The sequence below is a fragment of the Lelliottia sp. JS-SCA-14 genome (assembly GCF_035593345.1).
Classification (GTDB): Bacteria; Pseudomonadota; Gammaproteobacteria; order Enterobacterales; family Enterobacteriaceae; genus Enterobacter; species Enterobacter wanjuensis.
Genome location: NZ_CP141606.1, coordinates 4,040,504 through 4,065,760 on the forward strand (window position 1 = coordinate 4,040,504; position 25,257 = coordinate 4,065,760).

Annotated in this window: 24 protein-coding genes; 8 read left to right on the forward strand and 16 right to left on the reverse strand. The window is 54.4% G+C overall.

The window, feature by feature from the left end:
• Window positions 1-123: 123 nt before the first annotated feature.
• The 3 genes from U9O48_RS18810 to U9O48_RS18820 all read right to left on the reverse strand — a co-directional run bounded on the left by U9O48_RS18810 (window position 124) and on the right by U9O48_RS18820 (window position 2,224).
• Window positions 124-1,104, reverse strand: coding sequence for a LysR family transcriptional regulator (locus U9O48_RS18810; protein ID WP_285143951.1), 981 nt, complete (start codon window positions 1,102-1,104; stop codon window positions 124-126).
• Window positions 1,105-1,225: 121 nt separating this feature from the next.
• A complete protein-coding gene (locus U9O48_RS18815) occupies window positions 1,226-1,762 on the reverse strand; it encodes a glycoside hydrolase family 108 protein (protein WP_324722984.1) in 537 nt (178 codons plus the stop codon).
• Window positions 1,763-1,780: 18 nt separating this feature from the next.
• Window positions 1,781-2,224, reverse strand: coding sequence for a winged helix-turn-helix domain-containing protein (locus U9O48_RS18820; protein WP_285143953.1), 444 nt, complete (start codon window positions 2,222-2,224; stop codon window positions 1,781-1,783).
• A 466-nt stretch (window positions 2,225-2,690) separates the two neighbouring features.
• On the opposite strand from U9O48_RS18820, the gene U9O48_RS18825 reads away from it, so the two are divergent.
• Window positions 2,691-4,751, forward strand: a complete 2,061-nt coding sequence (locus U9O48_RS18825) for a glycosyl hydrolase family 18 protein (RefSeq protein ID WP_324722985.1) — start codon at window positions 2,691-2,693, stop codon at window positions 4,749-4,751.
• A 76-nt stretch (window positions 4,752-4,827) separates the two neighbouring features.
• Here the strand turns inward: U9O48_RS18825 and gss are convergent, their stop codons facing one another.
• The 6 genes from gss to U9O48_RS18855 form a co-directional block, all read right to left on the reverse strand.
• Window positions 4,828-6,693, reverse strand: coding sequence for a bifunctional glutathionylspermidine amidase/synthase (gene gss, locus U9O48_RS18830; protein WP_324722986.1), 1,866 nt, complete (start codon window positions 6,691-6,693; stop codon window positions 4,828-4,830).
• Window positions 6,694-6,902: 209 nt separating this feature from the next.
• The gene (locus U9O48_RS18835) at window positions 6,903-7,880 is read right to left on the reverse strand and encodes an ABC transporter ATP-binding protein (RefSeq protein WP_324722987.1); all 978 of its coding nucleotides are present in this window, start codon (window positions 7,878-7,880) and stop codon (window positions 6,903-6,905) included.
• On the reverse strand, window positions 7,877-8,854 hold the full coding sequence (locus U9O48_RS18840; RefSeq protein WP_324722988.1) for an ABC transporter ATP-binding protein: 978 nt from the start codon (window positions 8,852-8,854) through the stop codon (window positions 7,877-7,879). Before U9O48_RS18840 ends, U9O48_RS18835 begins: the two co-directional genes overlap by 4 nt.
• Window positions 8,847-9,692: an ABC transporter permease gene (locus U9O48_RS18845; RefSeq protein ID WP_282494334.1), complete on the reverse strand. Its 846-nt coding sequence runs from the start codon at window positions 9,690-9,692 to the stop codon at window positions 8,847-8,849. Before U9O48_RS18845 ends, U9O48_RS18840 begins: the two co-directional genes overlap by 8 nt.
• Window positions 9,693-9,698: 6 nt before the next feature.
• A complete protein-coding gene (locus U9O48_RS18850) occupies window positions 9,699-10,652 on the reverse strand; it encodes an ABC transporter permease (RefSeq protein WP_095283355.1) in 954 nt (317 codons plus the stop codon).
• Between the two features lie 46 nt (window positions 10,653-10,698).
• Window positions 10,699-12,288: an ABC transporter substrate-binding protein gene (locus U9O48_RS18855; protein WP_324722989.1), complete on the reverse strand. Its 1,590-nt coding sequence runs from the start codon at window positions 12,286-12,288 to the stop codon at window positions 10,699-10,701.
• 247 nt (window positions 12,289-12,535) lie between these two features.
• Here U9O48_RS18855 and yghU point away from each other — a divergent pair, with 247 nt between their 5' ends.
• Window positions 12,536-13,405 (forward strand): glutathione-dependent disulfide-bond oxidoreductase, encoded by an 870-nt coding sequence (gene yghU / locus U9O48_RS18860; protein ID WP_285148292.1) that lies wholly within the window; start codon window positions 12,536-12,538, stop codon window positions 13,403-13,405.
• A 79-nt stretch (window positions 13,406-13,484) separates the two neighbouring features.
• On the opposite strand, the gene U9O48_RS18865 is transcribed toward yghU, so the two are convergent.
• On the reverse strand, window positions 13,485-14,168 hold the full coding sequence (locus tag U9O48_RS18865; RefSeq protein ID WP_324722991.1) for a molybdate ABC transporter substrate-binding protein: 684 nt from the start codon (window positions 14,166-14,168) through the stop codon (window positions 13,485-13,487).
• Window positions 14,168-15,220, reverse strand: coding sequence for an ABC transporter substrate-binding protein (locus U9O48_RS18870; protein ID WP_324722992.1), 1,053 nt, complete (start codon window positions 15,218-15,220; stop codon window positions 14,168-14,170). Before U9O48_RS18870 ends, U9O48_RS18865 begins: the two co-directional genes overlap by 1 nt.
• Before the next feature lie 203 nt (window positions 15,221-15,423).
• On the opposite strand from U9O48_RS18870, the gene mscS reads away from it, so the two are divergent.
• From mscS to U9O48_RS18885, 3 genes are read left to right on the forward strand one after another with little or no spacing between them, the layout of a single operon-like run.
• Window positions 15,424-16,299 (forward strand): small-conductance mechanosensitive channel MscS, encoded by an 876-nt coding sequence (mscS, locus tag U9O48_RS18875; protein ID WP_324722993.1) that lies wholly within the window; start codon window positions 15,424-15,426, stop codon window positions 16,297-16,299.
• The gene (gene ydiK, locus U9O48_RS18880; RefSeq protein WP_285143965.1) at window positions 16,296-17,357 is read left to right on the forward strand and encodes an AI-2E family transporter YdiK; all 1,062 of its coding nucleotides are present in this window, start codon (window positions 16,296-16,298) and stop codon (window positions 17,355-17,357) included. The genes mscS and ydiK overlap by 4 nt, the downstream gene beginning before the upstream one ends.
• 13 nt (window positions 17,358-17,370) lie before the next feature.
• Window positions 17,371-17,703, forward strand: a complete 333-nt coding sequence (locus U9O48_RS18885) for a glycine zipper domain-containing protein (RefSeq protein WP_282494500.1) — start codon at window positions 17,371-17,373, stop codon at window positions 17,701-17,703.
• Between the two features lie 68 nt (window positions 17,704-17,771).
• On the opposite strand, the gene U9O48_RS18890 is transcribed toward U9O48_RS18885, so the two are convergent.
• Window positions 17,772-18,395, reverse strand: coding sequence for a helix-turn-helix domain-containing protein (locus U9O48_RS18890; protein ID WP_285143966.1), 624 nt, complete (start codon window positions 18,393-18,395; stop codon window positions 17,772-17,774).
• Window positions 18,396-18,403: 8 nt separating this feature from the next.
• Window positions 18,404-19,054, reverse strand: a complete 651-nt coding sequence (locus U9O48_RS18895) for a hypothetical protein (protein ID WP_285143967.1) — start codon at window positions 19,052-19,054, stop codon at window positions 18,404-18,406.
• 201 nt (window positions 19,055-19,255) lie between these two features.
• Between U9O48_RS18895 and U9O48_RS18900 the strand changes: the two genes are divergently transcribed.
• Together U9O48_RS18900 and fucR are read left to right on the forward strand one after the other, a co-directional pair.
• Window positions 19,256-20,239, forward strand: coding sequence for a sensor domain-containing diguanylate cyclase (locus U9O48_RS18900; RefSeq protein WP_324722996.1), 984 nt, complete (start codon window positions 19,256-19,258; stop codon window positions 20,237-20,239).
• Window positions 20,236-20,952, forward strand: coding sequence for an L-fucose operon activator (gene fucR / locus U9O48_RS18905; RefSeq protein WP_324722997.1), 717 nt, complete (start codon window positions 20,236-20,238; stop codon window positions 20,950-20,952). Before U9O48_RS18900 ends, fucR begins: the two co-directional genes overlap by 4 nt.
• Here fucR and U9O48_RS18910 read toward each other — a convergent pair.
• From U9O48_RS18910 to yghX, 3 genes are all read right to left on the reverse strand, one after another.
• Window positions 20,934-21,221 carry a DUF2623 family protein gene (locus U9O48_RS18910; RefSeq protein WP_282494323.1) on the reverse strand — a complete coding sequence of 96 codons (288 nt, stop codon included), beginning with the start codon at window positions 21,219-21,221 and terminating at the stop codon, window positions 20,934-20,936. The genes fucR and U9O48_RS18910 overlap by 19 nt on opposite strands.
• Window positions 21,222-21,401: 180 nt before the next feature.
• A complete protein-coding gene (locus U9O48_RS18915) occupies window positions 21,402-22,958 on the reverse strand; it encodes a methyl-accepting chemotaxis protein (RefSeq protein WP_324722999.1) in 1,557 nt (518 codons plus the stop codon).
• A gap of 211 nt (window positions 22,959-23,169) precedes the next feature.
• Window positions 23,170-24,057, reverse strand: a complete 888-nt coding sequence (yghX, locus tag U9O48_RS18920) for a YghX family hydrolase (RefSeq protein WP_282494321.1) — start codon at window positions 24,055-24,057, stop codon at window positions 23,170-23,172.
• Between the two features lie 80 nt (window positions 24,058-24,137).
• Between yghX and U9O48_RS18925 the strand changes: the two genes are divergently transcribed.
• Window positions 24,138-25,178, forward strand: a complete 1,041-nt coding sequence (locus U9O48_RS18925) for an aldo/keto reductase (protein ID WP_324723001.1) — start codon at window positions 24,138-24,140, stop codon at window positions 25,176-25,178.
• Window positions 25,179-25,257 lie beyond the last annotated feature (79 nt).

Sequence of the window (25,257 nt, forward strand, 5' to 3'; positions counted from 1 at the left end):
CGATAGATTAGCAGTTGCCTGTATCGGCTATATTTAAAATAAAATCATTTATTCGTGAAAAGAGATAAAAATAACAAATGAACTATTTTCATTATGTTCATAAAGAAAACATATTTAAAAAGATTAATAGTCACTGAGTGAAAAATCGAAATGACAAAAATTCTCGGCACACTCTGGTTTTCGCATTGAAGCCACAATCTGTTTCATTCCACAGAGTTTATCTTTCTTCTTTTTGTAATTGGCATAAATAGAAACATCATTGCAGCACACTTCTTCAGGCAACTCCATCATCACAATTTTACTGTGATGCCAGGTAATATAATGCTCGACTATTTTGCGCGGTAAAATGGCTAGCATATCCCGATGTTCTACCGCGGAAATCACTCCATTAATGGATGACGAATGATAACCTACTTTTATCATATCGGTATTGCGCCCCCGCACAGTGGTGTGACCTTGACTCGTATAGTTGGCAATGGGTTCAGCGTTATAAGTGCACACGGCATGGGAAATCACATGATAATGGGCAAGAGTGACTTTACCAAGGCTCGCCAGCAAACTTGACTGGCTGATCACCACGACAAAATCATCGAGCGTATCGATTAATGTCGAGATCACTTTATCATTTCGCAGGGGGAAATCGCTGATGATCAAATCGCTGAAAGATTGCAGCAGGCAGTCTACGTACTGGTCATGGCTATTTTTAATATGGTGGCAAAAGCTAAACTGCGTTTCGCTAAAGCGATCCTGCTGATACAGATTCTGAAAGTAATAGTTTTCGATTAAATCCGGGCAAATAATATTCAATGAGGACTGACTTTTAGGATCGTCTGTTAATGTATGCAGGCCATCATTAATCAGATCAAGTGCGTGCAGAAAGAAGTGATTAATCTGTAACGCGCTATGGGTAGGTTTTAGACCCTGAGACGTTCGGACAAATAGCTCAACACCCAACTGGCGCTGCAACTTACTGATCGAAAGACTCACCGCTGAAATAGAAAGATTAAGATTCATTGCCGCACGTGAAAGATTACCTGAGGTGATAACCTCATTCATCGTCTTGATCAAATTATAGTCAAAATCATTCTGTTTATTGAAATTCATCCTTTTTCTCCATTAAAAAATGATAGCTATTTTGTTGCACACTTTTTCTTTTAAAGAAAGTAAAAAAAGCTCAACCATTCTCTTTGAAATATTCACTAACGGTTATTAAAAATAATAGTTATTAGACGCGCGCGCGAACCCATCCATATATAAAAGATTCATTAGCTTGATTGCTTTCAGCAAGCTCAAGATAACGTTGCCCCTGGCTACAATTGAGTGATATCAGCATCACCTTTTCGCCTTCGGTACCACGAATCTTTAAAAATGCAGCCAGGGCGCTTAAGGTTGCCGGTCCTATTTTCCCATCCAACGTAATATCGTTATAATCCGTCCCTTTGCGGTTATAAGCGTTTAACCAACGCTGCAACCACTTAATCCCCGTCGATGGCCCCATATTGGTTCCTGTGTCACAAAGCTCCATCGCCAACGCAAGTGAAAGCTGATTCACTTTGTCAAAACCGGGTTGAAACCAATAGTTTTTTTCCAGAATGGTATAGGCCTGATCGCGAGTGAAATCCTTCATATCTCCCGCATATCCATAGTTCCGGGCTGTTTTTTCCGTAATACCCCAATGCGTCGCACCGCCAGCATCGTCAGGATGATTAACGTACCCACCTTCATTTTTCAGAATTTCTTCAATAACACTATTTGTTGACATGACAGAGTCCTCATTGATTTATCTTTTTAGATAAAAGTAAACAGACGTAATAATAAGAATGAGTGAAATTGAAATACTGACCAGAAGAGGAACCCAGGATAACTGGGTGCGTTTGTGTTTGGATTTAATGGGTTCAATCGTGACCATCGCGTTCACTTTAATACCCGCCTTGGGGATGGTAACAAAAAAATCATTCACCCCTAATGATTTAAAATCACGTCTGATTAGATATAAAACCTGCGTCAGACTCGCCTCACTACTGTATTTACTTCTCTCCCCCCACAAGGCGGTAGAGAGTGCGGATTTCTCAATCACTTCATCAGCTGCATGCAGGACAATATAGCTTAAGCAACGCGCCTTCATTGATGTCATTTTTATTGCAGTATTGGTATCCAGATCTTTTAACTCTTTTGTATCCTCATTAAAAACACAATGCCCAGCGATAAGATAAGCACCCATCATTTATTTCTCTCCGGTTGAATTGATTGCACTGTATGACCACTGCCATCGACTGGAATAAGCGTACATCAATTTCTTTTATTCACCATGCGAATGGGGACATTTAATAGCTAATGTGAGTCTTCTCAGAAGAATACGAGCAATTCAAGCTATATTCAAAATCATATTTAATAAATCTAAAATGACCTACGCATTTGATTTTCTTTCTTTTAAAAATGATGTTTATTGAAATATTGTAAGAGTATTAAAAAATTAAGATGTTCGTTGCGTTCATATCACCACGGTTTAAATAATCACATCCCACATGTTAGAAAAATAAACCCCATCATAAAACCCAATAAATTAGAGATAAAATAAATAAACCAGTTTTCTTGATATTTAATGATTTGCCGATCTTGTTTGTGGGTCTAATGATTACAACGGTAATGCGACGAAGTGTCATTCTATTAATCACATACAGGAAATTAACATGACCACGAGCAAATTAGTCAAAACAGATTCACTGACAGAAGCCTCCTATAAGGCAGACGGTTTTGATGCCTCAAAAGAGACTAAAAAATACAGCTATACCTCGGCGCGAGTCGCCAAACCCGTTTACAACAAGTACAACACGGCGAATAAACCGAAAGTCTTTGGCTACTACACTGACTGGTCGCAATACGACAGCCGTCAGAGCGATGGTGACGACACGCCTGAAAACCGTGGTCGCGGCTACGATTTGGCAAACGTGAGCCCAACGGCGTACGACAAAATCATTCTGGGCTTTCTCGGTATCGTTGGCGACCAGGGTGAGAAAGCCGAAACCATCAACCGCGCAGCAGCAACGCTTGGAAAAACAAAAGATCAGGCAACCTTCCTTGATCCGTGGGGCGATTTCCAGACCAGCCGCAATGTCGGCCTGAAAGATACCGGCTGGGTTGAAATGGACCCGAGCACCGCCACGCAGGGAACCGTCAAAGGGATTGTCGGCGGTCTGCGCGATCTGCAAGCCAAAGCCAAAGCAGTGGGGCATACGCTGACGCTGTCGATGAGTATCGGCGGCTGGACCATGAGTAATGGTTTCCACATCATGTCAAAAACGGCAGCCAGCCGTACCACTTTTGCGAAAAGCGTCGCCAGTCTGTTTACCCGTTTCCCGATGTTTTCTGAAGTTGATATTGACTGGGAATACCCGGGCAATGCGGGCAACAATAACCCTTACGATGATTCCGATGGGCCAAACTATGCTCTGCTGCTGGCTGAATTGAGCAAGCAACTGAAAGCCATTAACCGTAGCGACGTCAAAATCAGTATTGCCAGCTCAGCCGTTGTCGCCATTCTGGAAAAATCGGATGTTAAAACGCTGCTGAATAACGGCCTGTATAGCATCAACGTCATGACCTATGACTTCTTCGGTACACCGTGGGCCACCCAGCTTGATCATCACACCAATTTGCACGCGCTAGTTGAAGGGGGCTGGGGCGTGGATACCATCGTGAACTATCTGATTGGTAAAGGCTTCCCTGCCGATCGTATCAATGTGGGGTATGCGGCATACTCGCGCAATGCGCAAAATGCGAAGCTGGACAGTTTCTCACCGCTGCGCGGGAGCTATCAGCCAGACAGCAACGCCACGACCACCGGGACTTTCGAAAGCGGCAGCACTGAATGGTACGACCTGATCAATACGTATCTGGATCTGGAAAACCAGAAGGGCCGCAATGGCTTTAGCATCTACACAGACCAGGTGGCCGATGCCGATTATCTGTACAACAAAGAGTCCAATCTCTTCATGTCCATCGAAACGCCACGTAGCGTACGAGCAAAAGGCCAGTATGTTCTTGAAAAAGGGCTGGGGGCACTATTTACCTGGACCATCGATCAGGACAATGGCGTGCTGGTCAACGCGGCGCGTGAAGGGTTAGGTTGCCCGATTGTTGAGCAGGTTATCGACATGAAACCTTTCTATTTTGACGGCGTTAATGTGTCGGGCGAAGTTCCCGAAGACGAACTGCCGGACAGCAACCCTGATACCAATACCGCACCAGTGGCCGATATTCAGCTTCAGGTGATCGGCGGCTCACGGGTACGCTTAAGCGGAGCAAACTCCAGCGATGCAGACAATGATGCGTTGACCTACAAATGGACAGTGCCGAACGGTATTTCCGTCAGCAATACCACGACATCGACCATCAGTTTCACCGCACCCGTTGTCGTCAGCCGGGCTGATTTCCAGTTTGGTCTGCTGGTGACCGATACCCATGGTGCAGTGTCAGCCAATAAACAGTTCACCCTGAGCGTCTTTGGTGAAGATGCGGTTGAACCGACCCCGATTCCGGACCCAATCCCAGAACCGACCCCGGAGCCAACGCCCGATCCAACCCCTGCGCCATCCGGTGATTACACCCAGTGGGAATCGAGCAAAATTTACAATACTGGCGACAAAGTGTCGTGGAAAGGTAAAAACTATACGGCTAACTACTGGACGCAAAATAATGAACCAGGCGATCCGCAGTTCACCGGCGAATGGGCTCAATGGAAGCTGCTTTAACGGGTAACATTTTTTTGGTGGTGCTATTTGCTCCGGCTTTGTACGCCGGAGCATTTTTGCTCTTGACCGGATACGGTTATTTATCTTTCACCACAATCAGCGGCTCGATGTCGCTCTCTTTCTTGATCACCAGCGAATCATCCCCGCGCAGACAGGTGCCGCCGTAGTTGCCGCCGACGGTAAAGGTGCAGACCTGAATGTATTTCCCGTCCACTTTCGGCAGACACCACAGCTGCTGATAGATGTTTTTGCGATCGACAAATTTGCCGCTGGATTTGTCCAGCAGCTCTTCTTCGGCGCTGATCAGATCGATATTGCTGCCGCAGCGACCGGCAATAGGTTTGACCGCGTAGCCGGTTTGGGTCAGCAGTTCGTTGACTTCAAAGTCGGTATCCAGCAGATAGCGATGGTTTGGGAACAGCTGCCACAGCACCGGCAGAATCGCTTTATTGCCGGGGATCACCGTCCACAGCGGTTCAAAGACCAGCACTTCCGGGCGCAGCAGGACGTCAATTAAACGCACTTCGTTCTGCGGATGCCCGGTGCGGATCGGCACCGCGGCGTATTCGGTTTCGCTGACTTCACGCACCTGCTCGATGGCCGTTTCCCACGCCCAGGTTTTCCACACGCAGTTCACCGGGCGACCTTCGTCATCCACCAGCTGTCCTGCTTTATCCCAGCTTAGCGCCTCAAGCCCGTGCAGGATTTTGGTCTCAAAACCGGCCTGCATCAGGGAGCGCTGGATAAAGAGCGCGTGGTAATCCTCTTCGATATCATTGTCTTGCATAATGTGTACGAACGGGCGCGCGTTGCTGTGCTTCCACGCGCCGGTCAGCTCTTCGAGCAGGCCTTCCGCCGGGTTGTGCCCGGTGCCGCGATAGCCGTTTTTCACCCACTCTTCGAGGATCAGGCCCCCTTCCGTATGGCAGGAGGCGGAATCGGCGTTGTATTCGTACACTTTCAGCCCGCGCTCATCCATACAAAAATCCATACGACCGGTGATCATATGGTGACGACGCCACTGCCAGGAGAGGCGCAGGCGCGGCCAGAGAATTTTCGGGATATCGAAAAGCGCGAGCAAGTTGTCGTCTTTCAGCACCTTATCCGTGGCGTGAAGATACATCAGATGCAGTTCGTTGGTGGCCTTGATCAGCTCCTGCTCGGCGCTTTCGCTGATGGTGAAATACTGGCAGGGATCTTTGTTGATCACATGGCCGTTGGCGCGAACATAGGCCTGCTGGAGGGCATCGTTTTCGTTAAGCCATTTGCCGTCGAACTGGCGTTTGTTGGCCAGACGCGCGCCGCTGATTTTCAGCTGTTCGCCACCAATTTCCGGCTGCGGCAGGCTGTGTTCGGTGTCGTCAGTCTGGATCATCCAGCCCAGAATGGTGGTATCCGTAAAGGTGTCGTGCAGGGTGTAGCAGCCGTTTTCCACCGACAGGCGCAGCTCGCGCGTCCACTGCTGGCCGACCGGCAGCGGCGAGTGGAGCACGTTCTGCTCGGCGATGCGGACCTTATCGCCCATCAGCTGCGTGATAACCGCCACGTGGCCGGTCTCATGAAACTCACCGCCCTTTTGCCAGATCAGCAGCGACCCGGCTTTTGGCGCGCGTTGCGAACCGTTGGCAAAGGCCTGCAGCGGCAGAATGGTGTCGTTGACCACGGCGCGCAGGAAGCGCAGGGAGAAGATTTCCCACGCCATGCCGACGTCGGTAAAGACCATGCCGTAGTTGAGGAACAGGAAGCGGCGCGCGAACTCGACGCACTGCCATTTGTGGCCCATGTATTCGTTGCCGATATAGCTACGAAACTCCGCGTCTTCGGGGTACTGGCGCGGATCAAGGCTGCTGTAATTCGAGGAGTAAATTGCCACGCCACCCGGCGCATAACCTAACAACGTCCCAAACGGAGCGTCACTGCTTAACTTTCCATTATTTCGCATGAATCCAACCTAAAAAGGCAGGCGGCAAGAGGATGACGGTTGTCGTCTGCGCGTTGACAGAAGGGGAATTATCATACACCTGGGAAAGCGCCGTGGTACAGAGTAGGCCCGGTAAGCGCAGCGCCACCGGGCTTTTTTTGGGGCCGCATCATCGGCCATTGCCGGGTGGCGGCTGCGCCTTACCCGGCCTACGGATTGATGGCGGTTCGTTACACTTTAAACAACCAACACGCTGCGAAATGTCCGGGGGAGATCTCCTGCATTGCGGGCTCCTGCGACCGGCAAGCGGGCATCACGTGCGGGCAGCGGCTGCAAAACTTACAGCCGGGAAGCACTGACGTGGGGCCGGGGATCTCTCCGCGCAGGGTGGCTTGTTCCAGGTGGCGGATGCGCGGGTCGGGCAGCGGAACGGCGGCCAACAGCGCGCGGGTGTAGGGGTGCGCCGGATGGGCATACAGCTCACCCGCCGGGGCCACTTCCACCAGCTTGCCGAGGTACATCACCCCGATACGGCTGGAGATATGACGCACCATCGACAGATCGTGGGCGATAAACAGATAGGTCAGCCCCAGCTCCTGCTGCAGGTCCTGCAAAATGTTCACCACCTGCGCCTGGACCGACACGTCCAGCGCCGAGAGCGGCTCATCGCACAGCACAAACTCCGGGCGCACCGACAACGCGCGCGCGATGCTGATGCGCTGACGCTGACCGCCGCTGAACTCGTGCGGGAAGCGCTGGAGATGTTCCTGTTTGAGCCCGACTTTATAGAGCAGAGTTTCCGTACGTTCCCGCTGCTCCTCGCGGCTGTAGCCGTGGATCTGCATCGGCTCGGCCACCAGCTGCTGTACAGTCATACCCGGATTGAGCGACGAGTACGGGTCCTGGAAAATAGCCTGCATGCGTTTGCGCAGCGGCTTGAGCTGTTTTTCGCTGGCCTGGGCGATCTCCTGCCCGTCAAAGTGGATCTCGCCGGAAGTGATATCAAACAGGCGCAGCATCGCCCGCCCGAGCGTTGATTTTCCGCAGCCAGATTCACCCACCAGACCAAAGGTTTCGCCGCGCTGAATATCGAAACTCACGCCGTCGACCGCTTTCACCGCCACGCCTTTGCGCAGCAGCCCACCCTGAACCCGATAGTGTTTTCGCAGTTCACGTACGCTCACTAAAGGACTGTTTTGCTCGCTCATGCCTGAACCTCCTTATCGGCCCATAACCAGCAGGCCGCACGGTGGCCCTCCCCGACGGAATAGAACGCGGGTTGGCGCTCACACTGCGGCATCCGTTTCGGACAGCGCTCGGCAAACGGGCAGCCCGGCGGTGGATTAAGCAAGCCAGGCGGCGTGCCTTCGATGGGTGACAGGCGCTGATTGGCCTCGTCCGGTCGCGGGAGCGACGCCAGCAAACCCTGAGTGTACGGGTGCGCCGGGCGATAAAAGATATCCTCCACGCTACCCTCCTCCATCACCTGCCCGCCGTACATTACCACCACGCGGCTGCATACCTGCGCCACCACGCCGAGATCGTGGGTGATCAGCAAAATGGCGGTCTGAGTCTGCTGCTGCAGACTTTTCAGCAGGCGTAGAATTTGCGCCTGAATGGTCACATCCAGCGCGGTGGTAGGTTCATCGGCAATCAGCAGTTTCGGGTTGCAGGAGAGCGCGATGGCAATCATCACGCGCTGGCGCATCCCGCCACTAAACTCGTGCGGGTACTGCTCGAAACGACGCTCAGCTTCGGCAATCCCCACCTGATCGAGCATGGCGATGGCCGCGGCTCTGGCCGCCTTTTTGGACAGCTCTTTGTTGCGCACCAGGATCTCCGTCATCTGCCTGCCGATGGTCACCACCGGGTTCAGGGCAGTCATCGGGTCCTGGAAGATCATCGCAATCTCGTTCCCGCGGATCTTGCGCATTTGCTCAGGGGTTTTGCGCGCCAGATCCTCATTCTGAAAACGGATGCTGCCGCCGGAGATGTGTCCGTTGCTGCCGAGCAGCTGAATAATCGATTTGCAGGTGACGCTTTTCCCGCAGCCGGATTCGCCGACGATGCCGACAAGTTCTCCCGCCTGCACATGAAAGCTCACGCCGCGCACCGCCTGCACCTCGCCGTCGCGGGTGCGAAATGCGGTGTGCAGGTTATCGAGTTCTAATAAGTTATTCATCGCGGTTCGCTCCCGGCTCAAAGGCGGTGCGGAACACATCGCCCAGCACGTTAAAACTGAACACCGTCAGCAAAATCAAAATACCGGGGAACATCGCCAGCCACGAGGCTTCGCCAATGTACGACTGGGCGTTGTTGAGCATACTCCCCCAGGACGCGGCAGGCGCCTGCACGCCGAGCCCGAGGAAGCTGAGGGTTGATTCCATCAGAATGGCGGAGGCGATATTCAGCGTCGCTGCCACGATAATCGTCGGCAGCACGCCGGGAATAATGTGACGCAGAATGATGCGCAGCGGATGCTCACCCGACGCGCGGGCATACAGAACATACTCGCGCTCTTTCACCGAAAGGGTTTCCGCGCGCACCAGCCGCGACATGCTCATCCACGTCAGCAGGCTGATAATGAAGATGATGTTATCCACGCCCGGCTTGAGATACGCATTGACCACCAGCAGCAGGAAAAACGCCGGGATCGCCATCAGGATATCGACGACGCGCATCATCAGGTTATCCAGCCAGCCGCCAAAATAGCCGCTGATGGTGCCCACCAGGGTGCCGATCAGCGTCGAAAAGAGCATTGCCAGGAAACCGACCATCAGGGAGATCTGCCCGCCGTACAGGGCGCGGGTGAAGTAGTCGCGCCCGTACTCGTCGGTGCCAAACCAGTGCGCAGCGTCAGGCGGCAGGGTACGCGCCCCGAGCGACATCTGATCCGGATCGTAAGGACTCAGCCCCGCGCACAGGGCCGCAACGATAAAAATAAACAGGACAAATAGGGAGAACTGCGCCGGACGATTGCGGCGCAGCTGGTGACGAACTTGTTGCCAGCGTCTGCTCATCCGGGGTTACCTCAGTGTACGAATGCGGGGATCGGCGAAGCGATAGAGCAGATCGGCGATCAGGTTGCCGACGATCAGCATCATCGATGAGAGCATGATGATCGCCATGATCAGCGGGTAATCCAGGGAGGTGATCGACTGGATCCCGAGCAAACCCATCCCTGGCCAGGAGAAGACGCTTTCGGTCACGTAGGCTCCGACCACTAGCTCGCCAAACGACAGGCCAAACAGGGTGATCACCGGCAGCAGCACGTTTTTCAGCACATGGCGGAACAGGATACTGGTGCGCGTGGCCCCGTACGCCAGCTGGGTCTGCACATAGTCGGCGGAGAGCTGCGAAATGGTGTTTGAGCGGATGTAGCGCACGTAGCTCGAGAGGTTATAGAAGGTCAGCGCGATGCACGGCAGCACGCCGTGGCGCACCACGTCGAGCCAGTTGTCGTCCATGCCGATGGTGCGCATCCCCATGCTGGGGAACCAGTTGAGCTGCACGGCGAAGACGGTGATCAGCAAAATGCCGAACCAAAAAATCGGCACGGAAATGCCGATATAGGCGAATAAGTTCAGGATGTGATCCAGCCAGCGGTGTTTGAATGCGCCAGCCAGCAGGCCGAGTGGGATCGCCAGCACAATCGCCATCAGCAGCGACGCGCCCATCAGCCCGAGGGTGGCCGGAATACGCTCGCCGATCATCTCCAGCACCGGGCGATGGTAAATCAACGAATAGCCCAGATCGCCCTGCAATACGTTTTTAAGCCACAGCACATATTGCGTCACTAATGGCTTATCCAGCCCCATGCTCTGGCGGATACGCTCGATATCCTCCGGAGCCATCCTCGGCGTGATATACGCCGCTACCGGATCGCCGGGCGCAAGTTTGACCAGCAAAAACGCCACCAGCGAAATAAAGAAAAGCATCGGCAGCAGCTGCAGCAACCGACGCGTCAGTAATGTGTTCACGACTTGCCCTTACAAAAAGCCCCGGTCGCAAAACCGGGGCAACCGCTTATTTTTGATAGATTTTAGAAAGATCCTGGAACATATAAACCGGTTTTGGCTCGGCTTCCTGAGTGCCGCCGAAGCGTTTATCCACCGCGACCGTCGCGTTGGTGTAGGCGATCGGGTAGTAGGTCATGTCGTTCGCCACGGTCTGCTGAATTTGCTTGTAGATATCCGCGCGTTTACCCGCGTCGGTCTCCACCGCGCCTTTGTCCCACAGGGCGTCAAACTGCGGATTTTTGTAGTGCGCGTAGTTGTAGGCTTCGTTGCTCATGAACAGGGATTTGTAGCCGTCCGGCTCCGCGCCCATGATGTAGCCGCCGAGGTTCAGCTCCCACGCGGTGTTGTTCATGTCCAGACTGCGCTGGGACATGGCGTTCGAATCCAGCGGCATCAGTTCGACGTTCACGCCGATGCCCTTCAGCTGCTGCTGAATGTAGAGCGCCATGCTCTCCTGGGTTTTGTTGGTGTTTACGTAGGCCAGACGCAGCTTGAGGTCGGCAGGCGCACCGGACGCTTTCAGCAGATCTTTGGCTTTCTGCTGATCGAATTTGTACTGCTCAACGTCGTTGGTCTGATAGAGCGTGTCCGGCGTCAGGAACGAGGTGGCCGGTTTGGCGTAGTCCAGCGAGGTGAACGCGGTTTGCGTCAGCTCGTCTTTGTTGATGGCATACGCAATCGCCTGACGCAGCTCTTTGCTCTTCATTACCGGGACGTTCTGGTTGAAGGTCATGTACGCCAGACGACCTTCCGGGTAGACCACAAAATCAAATTTCCCGGTATTTTTCAGGCGGCTGACGTCCTGCGGATCGACCATCTTGAGATTGATTTCGCCGTTTTGCAGGGCGAGGTTCGCCGAGTTGCTGTCTTTGGCAAAACGATAGGTCACGGAGTCGAGCTTCGCTTTGCCGTTCCAGTAATCGTCGAAACGGGTCAGAGAGTAGTATTGCCCGGCGCGATACTCTTTAAACTTGAACGGACCGGAACCGACCGGCGCATCGTTTTTGGTGCTCTTTTCCAGATCGTCCTCTTTTGCGAACACATGTTCCGGAATCGGATAGATCTGCACCAGGGTTCCGGCAAAGGCCGCGCTGACCTGCGGTAAGGTGAACTTAACGGTGCGCTCGTCGACCTTACTAACTTCTACTGGCTTACCGCCGTAGGTAAACATGCTGCGGAAGAAGCTGTGCTGTTTGGCTTCGAGGAGTTTATTGAAAGTGAACACCACGTCTTCGGCGGTCAGCGGCTGGCCATCCTGCCATTTCAGATTCGGTTTTAAGGTCAGGGTATAGCTGAGATTGTCGGCGGACGGCGTGAGGCTTTCGGCTAGGCCCCATTCGATTTTGCCGTCGTTAAAACTGTAGAGGGGAGCGTAAAGCGCCTGCATGATGGTCAGCGTGGTGCGGTCGCTGGCGTAAAGTGGGTTCACGGCCAGCGGGTCGCCGGAGGTGATACCGATAATCAGCGAGCCGCCCTCTTTTGGCGCGTCGCTTTTTGCTGCTGGCGCGTTCGCCGTTTCATTTTTTTTAGCATCGTCACAGCCCGCGGCGGCCAATGCCATAGACACCAGAACAGCAGATAACAGTAGCTTGCGCATATCTAACTAACTCCTTGCCTCAATAGTATTTTATATTGCCAACTTATATTTATTCGAGAGCATCATATGCAGCTTTGTCATATTGCGCATTAACAATGAAAATGCGATTTTCGATTAAGCTTATAACGAATTTGATATATATAAGCGCATTCGGGAATAGCGCATATCCTTATGCGCTCAGTTCGTTAAACCCTTCACGAATCTCCTGCTACACTGCCTCAACACATCACTCAAAAGGCAGATCAACATGTCCGACAACACTTACCAGCCACCGAAAGTGTGGGAATGGAAACAGAACAACAACGGCGGCGCGTTCGCTAATATCAATCGCCCGGTTTCTGGCGCTACGCATGAGAAAGAACTGCCGGTTGGCGCGCATCCGCTCCAGCTTTATTCCCTCGGCACGCCAAACGGCCAGAAAGTCACCATCATGCTGGAAGAGCTGCTGGCGCTCGGCGTGACGGGCGCAGAGTATGATGCCTGGCTGATCCGCATCGGCGAAGGCGATCAGTTCTCCAGCGGCTTTGTCGACGTGAACCCGAACTCGAAAATTCCGGCACTTCGTGACCACTCTGTGAACCCGCCGCTGCGCGTATTTGAATCCGGCAATATCCTGCTGTACCTGGCAGAGAAATTCGGCCATCTGCTGCCAAAAGATCCGGCGGGGCGCACCGAAACCTTGAACTGGCTGTTCTGGCTGCAGGGCTCAGCTCCGTTCCTCGGCGGCGGTTTCGGCCACTTCTTCAATTACGCGCCGGTGAAGATTGAGTATGCGATTGATCGTTTCACCATGGAGTCCAAACGCCTGCTCGACGTGCTGGATAAGCAGTTAGGCCGTGGCCGCTATGTGGCGGGAGATGAGTACAGCATCGCCGATATTGCCATCTGGCCGTGGTTCGGCAACGTGGTACTCGGCAACGTCTACAACGCCGCCGAGTTCCTGGATGCGGGCAGCTATAAGAACGTCCAGCGCTGGGCCAAAGAGGTAGCCGAGCGTCCGGCGGTGAAACGCGGGCGTATCGTCAACCGCACCTTTGGCGAGCCGAGCGAACAGCTGCATGAGCGCCATGCGGCGAGTGATTTCGAGACCAATACCGAAGATAAACGTCAGGCTTAATGCGCTGATAACGTGCCCGGTGGCGCTGCGCTTACCGGGCCTACAAAACCTGATATGGATGCCGGGTCACCCGGCTGATTTACACGCCGAACCCCGCCTGCTGCAATATCGCTTTGGCCTTTTCCGACTGTAAAAACTCCGCCAGATTCTCCGCCTTTGGCGTCATCACTGCGCAGGCATATTCCGCACGCGGGTTAAAAGGTGCCGGAATGTTCAGGACCTTTAACTCCGGAATCAGACGCAGTTTTGGCGCGTAACTCCCATAGCCGATAAACAGATCCGCCTGACCGCTCTGAATGATCCACTCCGCCGCCAGTTTTCCCGGCGGAACCGGCGCAGATTCCCGTCCGCCGACCAGGGCCAGCGCCCGCTCGCGCACGGCAACGCCCGCTTCCCCCATGCGCGTAAACAACTCCTGCGTGTAGTCGCCAGAAGGGTCACACCCGGCCGTGGAGGTCGCCAGGCGCAAATCGGGACGCGTGAGCAGCGAAAGCCAGTCGTCGCCCTCGCGCACGGCGTCACTGCGTGCGGTCAGACAGAGTGTGTTGCTGGCGAACACCGCCACGGAACGTGCTCGCCCGTTCTGGAGCAATGCCTGCGGATGCGCGACATTGGCCGAGGCAAACAGATCGCACGGCTCGCCCGCTTCAATCCGCTCCCGCAGCAGCCCGGCTGGGCCAAACTGAGTGTCGATCGGATGCGGGAATGGCGCCATCAGCTGCGGCCACACGCCGCGCAGGCTGCCCGCCGCCAGGACGCGCATCAGTCGATCCCCTGGTAGTGGGTGCGATAGAAACGCTGGTACCATTCGTCGGCGACCTGATGCATATCGATATCTTTAAACTTCTCCGGATAGAGTTTTTTCGCCATCCACAGCTCGCCGATACCCATCGCTTCCGGCATCGGGTAGCCCCAGGCTTTGGCGTAGTCCGGCATCAGGTAGACGCGGTGGTTTTTCACGGCGTCGATCACCTGCCACTGGGGTGAATGTTTAATTTCGTCGACCACGGACGGATAGCGATCCTGCACGAAAATCACCTGCGGGTTCCAGGCGATAACCTGCTCCATCGCCACGGTTTTGAAGCCCTGAATAGTCGCCGCCGCCACGTTGATAGCCCCCGCATGGGCCATCATCAGACCGGTGTATTTTCCGGAACCGTAGGTGGTGAGTTCCGGGTTAGCCATATAGGCGCGAATACGGTGCTCTGCCGGCATATCTTTCAGCCGATCGCTGACCATCTTGCGCCCCTTATCGGTGGCGGCGATCAGATCTTTGGCTTCCTGCGGTTTGTTAACGATCTCGCCGATCAAGGTGATCCCCTCGCGCAGCCCCAGATCGTAGGCTTTCTCTTCGTCGGCCATCGTCGGGTTCAGTTTTGCTTTTTCCCCTGGCGCGTCGTGGCGAAGGGAAATGGCGACCACCGGAATGCCCAGGCTGCTGATTTTGTCGATCATCTCCTGCGGCGCGTAGTTGGTGACAAACACCACCTGCGGATGCAGGGCAATCAGTTTTTCCGGATCCACATGGGTGAGATCGCCAAGCGTGGCTTTCTGGTTCAGCTCGGGTGCCAGGCGGGCGTAGCCGTCACCAAGCTGCTGTTTCCAGTTCGCCATCACGCCGACGATTTTGTCGCTGGCGTTCATTTGCACCAGTAAGTTCAGCGTCTGATGCTGAAGCACCACGACGCGATCGACTTTGTCAGGGATGGTGATCGTGCGGCCAATCTGGTCGGTTATCTGGCGGGACGCCTCGGACGATAACGGGAGTAAAAACAGTAAACTTAAGGTGACTGCCTGCCAAAAACGTGTGTTCATAATGCCCTCTCACTTTCGTTATGAAATGGATTATATAACGATTGAGAGAACGATTTGCCGCACTCTTTGTAGGTATACATGAAACAGTTGCGATAACAATGAGTTATCCAGATTTATTTACTCCAAAAAGAGACGAAATAGCGCTCCCGGACTTCTCCTCACCGCCATTAGACTGACGGATTTACTTGGCCAAGGAATACGAAATGAAGTTCGAGGCGTTCCCCGGGATCAGGCAGTTGATCCACTGGATTATCAATAATGAATCCACCATCGTTCAGGGTGTTTTCAATCTTATTGGTGCCGTTTTTTTATTGTGTGCCGGTGTCTTTATCGCGCGTATCGCCAGTGCGGGATTCAAACGGTTATTGCTGAGCCGTCAGGTCGATAAAACCGTCACGCAATTCTGTAGCGCCCTGTTGCGCTATGCGATGCTGGCCTTCGCCGTGGTGGCTGCGCTGGGTCGCCTTGGGGTGGAAACCTCATCGATCATCGCGGTGATTGGTGCCGCCGGGCTGGCGGTAGGTCTGGCGTTACAGGGATCGCTGTCCAACTTCGCAGCGGGTGTTTTACTGGTGACGTTGCGCCCGATCCGCGCCGGGGAATATGCCAGCGTGGGCGCGGTGGCAGGCACCATCGAAGAGGTGCATATTTTCTCCACCACGCTTCGCACTTCCGATAATAAAATGGTGGTGGTCCCGAACGGGAAAATCATCGCCAGCGAAATCACTAACTTTTCTCGCCAGCCGCATCGCCGGGTCGATATTACGTTAGGCGTGGCTTACACCACCTCCATTGAACATCTGAAAAGCGTCATTAAAACCGTCATTACCCTTGACCCGCGGATCTTGCATGACAAAGGGCAGGTCATTCGTTTAAACGAATTCGCGCCGTCGTCGCTGAATTTTGTGGTGCGCGTATGGACAGAAAATAAAAACTATTGGGACGTTTATTACGACCTGATGGAAAACATTAAGAACGCGCTGGATGCCAATCAGATCGCCATGCCTTACCCGCAAATGGATATCCATCTGAATGACCTGAGGCAGACCGCAAATGCGAAGGAGGTGACGCACTCATGATCGCTTCTCGCCCGCAGCGCGATGTGCCGCAGATCCTGTTCAGCGTGTTGTTGATTTTAACGATGCTCTGCTGCTGCGTCTGGATCGTGAAACCCTTTATTCTCAGCGTCATCTGGGCCGGATTGATTACCATTGCCACCTGGCCGCTGTTTACTCTGCTGCAGCGCAAAATCGTGCGCCGCAGAGGGGTGGCGATCCTGCTGATGATGCTGTTTTTGAGCGCTATTTTCCTGCTTCCGGTCATTTTGAGCGCCACGGCCTTTACCGTCATGGCGCAGGATGCCCTGCACTGGCTGATGCAGCTGGATATGGCTCATCTGCCGACCTGTGAGTTCCTCAACCGGATCCCCAAAATCGGCCCGCATCTGCATGACAAATGGCTGGGGCTGATTCACAGCGACAGCGCCGTGCTGTTTGGCACCTTAAAACCCTGGCTGATGAAATGCGCGACCCTGCTGATCAACGAGCTGACGCATATTGGCTCATTGCTGGTGAACGGCGTGCTGATGCTGGTCTCGTGCCTGGTGTTTTATCTGCACGGCGAGCGTATTGCGCGCGGTTTTCGACATTTCGCCAGACGTATTGCCCAGGGGCGCGGTGAAACCGCCGTGGTTCTGGCCGGTAAAACGATTCAGGTCGTGGCGATGGGGATTGTGCTGACGGCGGTGATTCAGTCGGCCTTTGCGGGTATCGGCTTGCTGATCTGCCAGATCCCGGCAGCCGCCCTGCTCACCGGCATGATCTTCGTCCTGTGCCTGATGCAGCTCGGCCCGGTGATCGTCATGTTGCCCGCCGTGGCGTGGTTATTCTGGAGCGGAATGCACGGAATGGCGTCGCTGCTGCTGGCCTGGACGGTCGTCGCGGGCGCGCTGGATAACTTTATTAAACCTCTGCTGATCAACCGTGGCGCAGACACGTCGGTGCTGCTGATTATGATCGGTGTGATCGGGGGGATGTTGGCGTGGGGCATGATTGGCCTATTTATTGGCCCCGTTTTACTGGCAGTATCCTGGCGTTTGCTCTCCACCTGGGTGAGCGAAGTGGATTTTAGAGCATAAGGAAATAAACATGATGAACTGCATGAAGGCAACGCTACTCATTGGTACCCTCCTCGTTTCCGCCTCAACGCTTGCGATCGATAAAACCGCCGCAGGTGCCGTTGCCGGTGCGGCTATCGGCGCAGCAACGGGCAAAAGCGTGAAATCCACCGTCGGCGGTGCCGTGGTGGGCGCAGGCACCGGAGCGATGTTCAAAAGCGGCGATAAAGGCAAAGCGGCACGCAAAGGCGGTGCCGTGGGCGCGGTGGTTGGCGCAGGTGCGGCGGCGATCACCGGCAAAAGCGTGCTGAAAGGCGCGGCCGTGGGCGCCGGTGCAGGCGGTCTGGTGGGCGAAGCCACTCACTAAGTTGCAGAAAAAAGGCCGGGCATCTTTTGGATTGCCCGGCCTTTTTATTGATATCCTCACCGCGATAATTAATTCACCACATCCATTTTCTTATTTTCATAGTGCTGGATGCATTTTCGCAGTTCCAGATCGGTGGTCACATTGAGCTTACGCATAATACTTCTCTTGTGCGTGCTGATGGTTTTTTCACTGCGGAACAGCACCTTCGAAATATCCACGCCGGAACGCCCCTGCCAGAGATAATCCAGAATCATGCTTTCCGCCCGCGTCAGCGCCACCGGCGATGTTGGCAACGTGATGGTCTGATGCCGGGTGGTCAGCACGCTGAGATAGCGCTTTTTCTTCATGACGGTATCAATCAGTTCACGCATGTTGAAATGCACTTCATCCACGCAAAGAATCGAGCAGCGGGAGCCCAGCACCAGCGCGGACATCAACTCTTTTTGCGCTGCCTTCAGCAGAATCAGCGAGCGCGGATGATCGGCGATGTCATGGCTGAGGAAGGACTCTTTTGTGAGGCACTCGGTCATATCAAAAATCGAAAAATGCGCCTCGTCCTGCGGGGAGGTATCCTTCGCTGTCAGCTGGTAGCCCCAGTGAGGATTGTGGCTGGCCAGTTTATCCAGGCTATTGCGGATCCCGGCAAGATATAATTCATTCCGGATTTGGTAATGAATCTGACAGATAAACATAAATATCCTTATTTACAGTAAGAAGAGAGTTGAGCCATTGCCGAGAGCAAATTCATCCAGCCCGCTTTGGTATCAATATCTAAGCGCAGTCGCGCATTGCGTTTAAAGGTAAATACCGTTTTATAATTGCAGTGCCGACGGGTCGCGATCTCCTGCGTTTGCAGACCGCTGGAATAATCCAGCAGGACATTCAGTTCCGAGAGGGAAAAATGTTTTCCGCGCACGGTTCGGAGAGAAACATCTTTAATCATGAGCGGCAATCTGCTGCCCAGCTCATCTTCTGTCAGACAATAGCTCGCTCCAGAGGCGATAAATAAACGCGTCAGCAGTTCCTCTTTTTGCGGAAGATAGACCACCGTTTTTAGCGACAGCGTTTTCGTAAAGTGTAACGTCCGAAGGATTTTTCCCAGCACGCCTTCCAGCCCTGCCGCCCCGACCAGCAGCACTTTGGCGGCATCTGACTGGCTACAAATCTCTTCGGTCAGTTGATCGGGAGACAGGCAGGCAATCACCTGATGCCCCAGCTCCTGAAGCTGTAGACAGAGGCCATGGCGTATAAGTACGCGTGGTTCATAAAGAATAATAAGAGGTAGGGAATCCATAGCATCCATTGCATCAAATAAAAATAGTGAATCCTCTACAAGATAATTCTCAGGCACCTATATTCATATGTAATTTAATTCCAAAAGTGGACTAAACGTTCAAAAATTCGTGTTTAATCGGACGCCGTCGCGCTGGCGATTGTTCCACATCTTTGAAAAAAGATGCACTTATCGCAAATCACCCTCTTTTTTCAACAGCATATTTACAACCGACGCTAAACTGGCAAGAATAATTCTTATTTTCCTAAGAAATTTCCTATGTCAGAACAGGCGCTAAGACAACAGATCCAGAATCTGAAAAAGCATAACGCCCGGCTTGCCAGGCTGGCACGCGACGCCCGGAGCAAGCTCAGCGCTGCGCTGGACGGCACGGGCCTGTGTCTGTGGCAGCTTGATGTGCCGACAGGGAAGTTGATTATCTACAATCGCCGCTGGGGGTCGATGCTCGGCTACCAGCCGAAAGAGCTGAGCGCGCAGTTCGACGTCTGGCGGGAACATCTTCACCCCGACGATAAACAGATGGTGCTGGATGCCTTCTATGACCATCTGCACGGCAAAACCGCCTTCTACGAAGCGCTGCACCGGATGCAGCATAAAAACGGCACCGTCAGCTGGGTGCTGGATCGCGGGCGCGTCAGCGAGTGGGACGAGGTCGGCAACCCGATCAAAGTGACCGGCACCCACATCGATATGACCAAAGAGAAGCAGTACGAGGAACAGCTCGCGCTGCTGGCAAATCACGATCCGCTTACCGGCCTCGCCAACCGCCATGCCCTCGTCAAACACTTCGGCGCGCTCAAAGCTCAGGGCCCGCTGTGCGTGGCCTTTATCGATCTCGATGATTTCAAAACGGTGAACGATACTTTCGGCCATCGCAGCGGCGATGAGCTGCTGATCCAGCTGAGCCAACGCCTGCGCGATACCTGTCCTCAGGGCTCGATTGTCGGTCGACTGAGCGGGGATGAGTTTGTCCTGCTGCTGCCCTTCCCGCTCTCAAGTCTGTGGGTGAACAGCACCGCGCATAGCTGTTTGCGCGCGGCGCTCACCCCCTTCGAGCTGGATAACGGCCAGGCGCAGGTGGGGGCGTCGATTGGGATTGATGAGGTGCAAACCCAGGATGATTTCGTCAACGCCCTGCGCCGTGCGGATCAGTCGATGTATCAGATCAAACACACCGGCAAGAACGGCGTGGCGATCGGCACGACGCTGATTTCCATTTCGCGCACCGGAACCGACGCGTGAAGGCCAACCGTCAGCAGACGATCATCCAGTTGCTGAGCGGCTGCGACGGCTTGACGACCGAGGCGCTGGCCGACCAGCTGGCCGTGAGTAAGGAGACCATCCGTCGCGATTTGAAAGGGTTGCAGCAGCAGGGGAAAATCGTGCGTCACCACGGTCGCGCGCGTGCCATTCATCCGGATAACCGCGACGGCGGCGAGCCGTTCGGCGCGCGTCTCAAAAGCCATTATGCCGATAAAGTGGATATCGCCCACCGCGCGCTGGACTGGGTCAGCCCTGGCATGACCCTCGCCCTCGACGCCAGCTCGACCTGTTTTCATCTCGCCCGCCAGCTTCCGGACATCGACCTGACGGTGGTCACCAACAGCCTGCCCATCTGCCATGAAATGGCGAAACGTGAGCGCATTAATTTGATCTGCACGGGCGGGATGCTGGATCGCAAATATCGCTTCTACGTTAACCCTGGGCTGGTGACGCTGCTGAAAGGGCTTGAGATCGACCTGTTTATCTTTTCCTGCGAAGGGGTGGATGAACAGGGTGATATATGGGACCCCGCCGAGCAAAACGCGGCCTTTAAGTCGCAGCTATTACGCCGCGCCAGCCAGTCTTTGTTATTGATTGATAAGAGTAAGTTCCAGCGTTCGAGCGAAGTCAAAATCGGCTCACTGTCCCAGGTCACGCAGATGATTACCGACGCTCACCCTTCCAGACGATAGCCCGCCATAAAGTAGCGCAGCGTGGTGCTGGACTGATTCTCTTTAAAGAAATCCATCACCATGTCGCGGTCCAGCCCGTAGCGGCGCGTCAGAATTCCCGCCTCCCATGCGCTAAGCTGGCGGTCGCCGGTTTTCTCAAACATCCGGTGCGAAAAGCCCAGCACAAACCCGCGTTTATAGTCGGAACAGAAATGCGCCACGTTGTGTGCGGTATCCGCCTGTGCCGCGCGCATCCCCGCCATCAACCCTTTGCCAAAATGGTTTTCCATCGCTCTACCCTCAATCGTTATATATCAAATTATATAGCGATATTTTGAGCGATGGCTAGTGGAAAATAAGGCCGCACGAGGCGGCCTTTACAGGATGAATCAGAACGAAACCCACTCATCGGGCACACCCGATGCTTTCGCCAGCGCTGGCGCTTTCGGCGAAACAGCAGGCGCACCGTTTTACGGCTCCTGCGCTGACAGGCGGAATTTCTGCACCGAGCGCTGCAGCTCTTCCGTCTGACGTTCCAGGGCCGAGGCAGCGGCGGAGACCTGCTCGACGAGCGAGGCGTTCTGCTGCGTCACGCCGTCCATCTGCGTAATCGCCACGCCGACCTGCGAAATCCCTTTGCTCTGCTCTTCCGACGCCGAAGCGATCTGCTTCATGATGGTCGTCACTTCGGTTACGGCGCGCAGGATCGCTTCCATGGTGGTGCCCGTGTCGCTGACGATCTTAGAACCCTGTTCGACGCGGGAGACGGAATCGGCGATCAGCCCTTCGATCTCCTTCGCTGCGTTGGCGCTTCGGCTCGCCAGGTTACGCACTTCCCCCGCGACAACGGCAAATCCACGGCCCTGCTCCCCGGCACGCGCCGCTTCAACCGCCGCGTTAAGCGCCAGAATATTGGTCTGGAAGGCGATGCTGTTGATCACCGTGGTGATCTCGGCGATTTTCTTCGAGCTGGTGGAGATCCCGCTCATGGTGGTGACGACGTCATCCACCAGCGAACCGCCGCGGCTCGCGGTGGTGGAGGCGACATCGGCCAACTGGCTGGCCTGACGCGCGTTTTCGGCGTTCAGTTTTACCGTGGCGGTAAGCTGTTCCATGCTGGCCGCCGTCTGTTCCAGCGCTGCGGCCTGCTCTTCCGTACGGGAGGAGAGATCGTTATTGCCGCTGGAGATTTCCGTCGCGCCGCGCCAGATATTCTCGCTGCCGGAGCGAATCGAACTGACCGCTTCGCGCAGGCTGTCCTGCATCGCGGTTAACAGCGGCACCAGTCGGCCCACGCAGTTGCGCCCAAACGGGGCAATGGGCTGGCTGAGGTCGCCCTGGGCGATCTGGCGGAAGTGCTCACGAATCCGATCCAGGGGTTTCACCAGCATGGCGACCAGATAACGGTCGGTGAAGAGCAGGATCAGCAGACCGATAATGGTCGCGGCGATGATCACCACGCGGGTCATGCGGGTCAGGCTGTCCACCACGTCACGGGTACTGTCGAGGGTGCTGGCCGCGGAGGTGTTAAATTTATCCGCCGCCGCGCCAAACGCGCGACTCAGGGGTGGTGTGACGTTATTCGCCTGCTGACGATATCCCTCGATCGTCCCCTGCTGCGCCTGCTGCATTTGCAGGGCAATCCCTTGATCCAGCAGCGCCTGCCAGCTGCTAATCACTTCCGCTGAGACGTTTTCGTCCATCGGTCCTGGCGAGATGGCCTTCATCTCGTTGAGCTTCTTGCTCATATTATCCAGCGCCTGCTGTGCGGAGGCTAAATCAGGATTGCCGCCTGCCGCTTTGGCTTCCATGGCGCGACTCAGGCGCGTGACGAAGCGGAAATATTGATCGTTACCCTGACTCAAAATCGTCATTTGTTTCACGATCTGGCGATCGATGTCGTTCCCGTCTGAAACCCTGGAAAGTGACCAGGTGCTGTAAAGCCCAACCCCTGCCCACATCAAACAAAAAATACCCAGAATCGTCAGCATGACGAACCGGATAGTAAAATTACGAAGCATTTGCATAAGAGTATCCTTGCCGTTAGGGAAAACTCGTCTAAGACGAGTCTTATCTTCGTTATCGGCAACGCATACACTTTAAGGAGTATTTTTATAAAAACTTACGCATCTTAATTTTTAAAAAAATAATATCGCCCAATACCCTTATAATTAGCGCGCAAATATAATAAAAAAGAGCCGGGATTTTCCGGCTCCTTTTTGAAACATTAAATTCATATTACTTCAAATATTTCTCAAACCATCCCAGCGTTCGTTTCCATGCCAGTTCGGCTGCGGCTTCGTCGTAACGCGGAGTCGAATCGTTATGGAAACCGTGATTCACGCCGGGGTAAATCCAGGCTTCATAGACTTTATTATTGGCTTTGAGTGCCGCTTCATAGGCGGGCCAGCCTTCGTTGATATTCTTATCAAGCTCTGCGTAATGCAGCAGCAGCGGCGCTTTAATACGTGGAACATCCGCCGCCGCGGGCTGGCGACCATAGAAGGGTACGGCGCAGTCCAGCTCAGGATAGGCCACCGCCGCGGCATTAGAGACGCCACCACCGTAGCAAAAACCGGTGATCCCGACTTTGCCGGTCGCATCGGGATGTTTTTTCATAAACTCGACGGCGGCAAAGAAATCGTTCATCAGTTTTGTCGGGTCGACTTTCTGTTGCAGTACTTTGCCCTCTTCATCATTGCCGGGATAACCGCCAACGGAGGTTAATCCGTCCGGTGCCAGGGCAATATATCCCGCTTTGGCGACCCGTCGGGCGACATCCTCAATATAGGGGTTCAGCCCCCGGTTTTCGTGGACCACCACCACGGCAGGCACTTTTCCGGTGGTCTTCGCGGGTTTCACCAGATAACCGCGCACGTCACCATTGCCGTTCGGCGACGGGTAATGAATGTATTCCGGCAGAATATCGGGATCGGTAAATTTCACCTGCTCGGCCAGCGCATAATTGGGTTTGAGCATATTGAATAACGCCAGCGCCGTGACGCCGCCCGCTGCATAGCGCGCTGCGAGGTTCAGGAACTCGCGTTTAGATATTTTGCCGTGGGCGTAATAGTCATAATAATCGAGCAATTCTTGCGGAAAATCTTTGGCGGTCAGGCGGGTCATCGCATATCTCCTCGAATTGTGATTTTATAATCATAGAATGAAAACGTTGTTTCGAAAATTCATCATAGAAAGGAGACATCATGACCTGGACCCCTTCCCCTGACCGCTACGAAAATATGCAGTACCGCTTCTGCGGTAAAAGCGGCCTGCGCCTGCCCGCCCTGTCGCTCGGGCTGTGGCACAGTTTCGGCCACGTACAGCCGCTGGACACTCAGCGCGCGCTGCTGCGCAAAGCCTTTGATTGCGGCATCACCCATTTCGACCTCGCCAACAACTACGGGCCACCTCCGGGCAGCGCGGAAGAGAACTTTGGCCGCCTGCTGCGCGAGGATTTTTCCGCGTATCGCGATGAGCTGATTATCTCCACCAAAGCCGGGTACGACATGTGGCCCGGTCCGTACGGCTCCGGCGGTTCGCGCAAGTATCTGCTCGCCAGCCTCGACCAGAGCCTGAAGCGCATGGGCGTGGAGTATGTCGATATCTTCTATTCCCATCGCGTGGATGAGAACACGCCGATGGAAGAGACCGCCGCCGCGCTGGCCCACGCCGTGCAGAGCGGTAAAGCGCTGTACGTCGGGATTTCGTCTTACTCCCCGGAACGCACGCAGAAGATGACCGAGCTGCTGCGCGAGTGGAAAATTCCGCTGCTGATCCATCAGCCGTCTTACAACCTGTTAAACCGCTGGGTAGACAAGAGCGGCCTGCTGGATACGCTGGTGGAAAATGGCACCGGCTGTATTGCCTTTACGCCGCTGGCGCAGGGCCTGTTGACCGGAAAATACCTGAACGGCATTCCGGACGGTTCGCGGATGCAGCGCGAGGGGAAAAAGGTGCGCGGGCTGACGGAGAAGATGCTGACGGATGCCAACATGAATAGTCTGCGTTTGCTCAATGAGATGGCGCAGGACCGCGGCCAGACAATGGCGCAGATGGCCCTGAGCTGGCTGCTGAAGGATGAGCGGGTGACGTCGGTGTTGATTGGGGCCAGCCGCCCGGAGCAGCTCGAAGAGAACGTTAAGGCGCTGGAGAATCTGCACTTTAGCGACGATGAGCTGAAAAGGATTGATCAGCATGTCGCGGACGGCGAATTGAATATGTGGCAGGCGTCGTCGGATAAGTAATGCGGTCTGGTGCCCTCACCCCGGCCCTCTCCCACAGGGAGAGGGAGTCGAAATCCCCTCTCCCTTTGGGAGAGGGTTA

Excerpts from the sequence above, each read along its gene's own strand:
- U9O48_RS18925 (WP_324723001.1), top strand. The coding sequence starts at position 24,138 with ATGACCTGGACCCCTTCCCCTGACCGCTACGAAAATATGCAGTACCGC.
- U9O48_RS18815 (WP_324722984.1), bottom strand. The coding sequence starts at position 1,762 with ATGTCAACAAATAGTGTTATTGAAGAAATTCTGAAAAATGAAGGTGGG.
- yghU (WP_285148292.1), top strand. The coding sequence starts at position 12,536 with ATGTCCGACAACACTTACCAGCCACCGAAAGTGTGGGAATGGAAACAG.
- U9O48_RS18890 (WP_285143966.1), bottom strand. The coding sequence starts at position 18,395 with ATGTTTATCTGTCAGATTCATTACCAAATCCGGAATGAATTATATCTT.
- mscS (WP_324722993.1), top strand. The coding sequence starts at position 15,424 with ATGAAGTTCGAGGCGTTCCCCGGGATCAGGCAGTTGATCCACTGGATT.
- U9O48_RS18900 (WP_324722996.1), top strand. The coding sequence starts at position 19,256 with ATGTCAGAACAGGCGCTAAGACAACAGATCCAGAATCTGAAAAAGCAT.
- U9O48_RS18865 (WP_324722991.1), bottom strand. The coding sequence starts at position 14,168 with ATGCGCGTCCTGGCGGCGGGCAGCCTGCGCGGCGTGTGGCCGCAGCTG.
- ydiK (WP_285143965.1), top strand. The coding sequence starts at position 16,296 with ATGATCGCTTCTCGCCCGCAGCGCGATGTGCCGCAGATCCTGTTCAGC.
- yghX (WP_282494321.1), bottom strand. The coding sequence starts at position 24,057 with ATGACCCGCCTGACCGCCAAAGATTTTCCGCAAGAATTGCTCGATTAT.
- U9O48_RS18825 (WP_324722985.1), top strand. The coding sequence starts at position 2,691 with ATGACCACGAGCAAATTAGTCAAAACAGATTCACTGACAGAAGCCTCC.
- U9O48_RS18840 (WP_324722988.1), bottom strand. The coding sequence starts at position 8,854 with ATGAATAACTTATTAGAACTCGATAACCTGCACACCGCATTTCGCACC.
- U9O48_RS18885 (WP_282494500.1), top strand. The coding sequence starts at position 17,371 with ATGAACTGCATGAAGGCAACGCTACTCATTGGTACCCTCCTCGTTTCC.
- gss (WP_324722986.1), bottom strand. The coding sequence starts at position 6,693 with ATGCGAAATAATGGAAAGTTAAGCAGTGACGCTCCGTTTGGGACGTTG.
- U9O48_RS18810 (WP_285143951.1), bottom strand. The coding sequence starts at position 1,104 with ATGAATTTCAATAAACAGAATGATTTTGACTATAATTTGATCAAGACG.
- U9O48_RS18910 (WP_282494323.1), bottom strand. The coding sequence starts at position 21,221 with ATGGAAAACCATTTTGGCAAAGGGTTGATGGCGGGGATGCGCGCGGCA.
- U9O48_RS18835 (WP_324722987.1), bottom strand. The coding sequence starts at position 7,880 with ATGAGCGAGCAAAACAGTCCTTTAGTGAGCGTACGTGAACTGCGAAAA.
- U9O48_RS18845 (WP_282494334.1), bottom strand. The coding sequence starts at position 9,692 with ATGAGCAGACGCTGGCAACAAGTTCGTCACCAGCTGCGCCGCAATCGT.
- U9O48_RS18820 (WP_285143953.1), bottom strand. The coding sequence starts at position 2,224 with ATGATGGGTGCTTATCTTATCGCTGGGCATTGTGTTTTTAATGAGGAT.
- U9O48_RS18915 (WP_324722999.1), bottom strand. The coding sequence starts at position 22,958 with ATGCAAATGCTTCGTAATTTTACTATCCGGTTCGTCATGCTGACGATT.
- U9O48_RS18855 (WP_324722989.1), bottom strand. The coding sequence starts at position 12,288 with ATGCGCAAGCTACTGTTATCTGCTGTTCTGGTGTCTATGGCATTGGCC.
- U9O48_RS18870 (WP_324722992.1), bottom strand. The coding sequence starts at position 15,220 with ATGAACACACGTTTTTGGCAGGCAGTCACCTTAAGTTTACTGTTTTTA.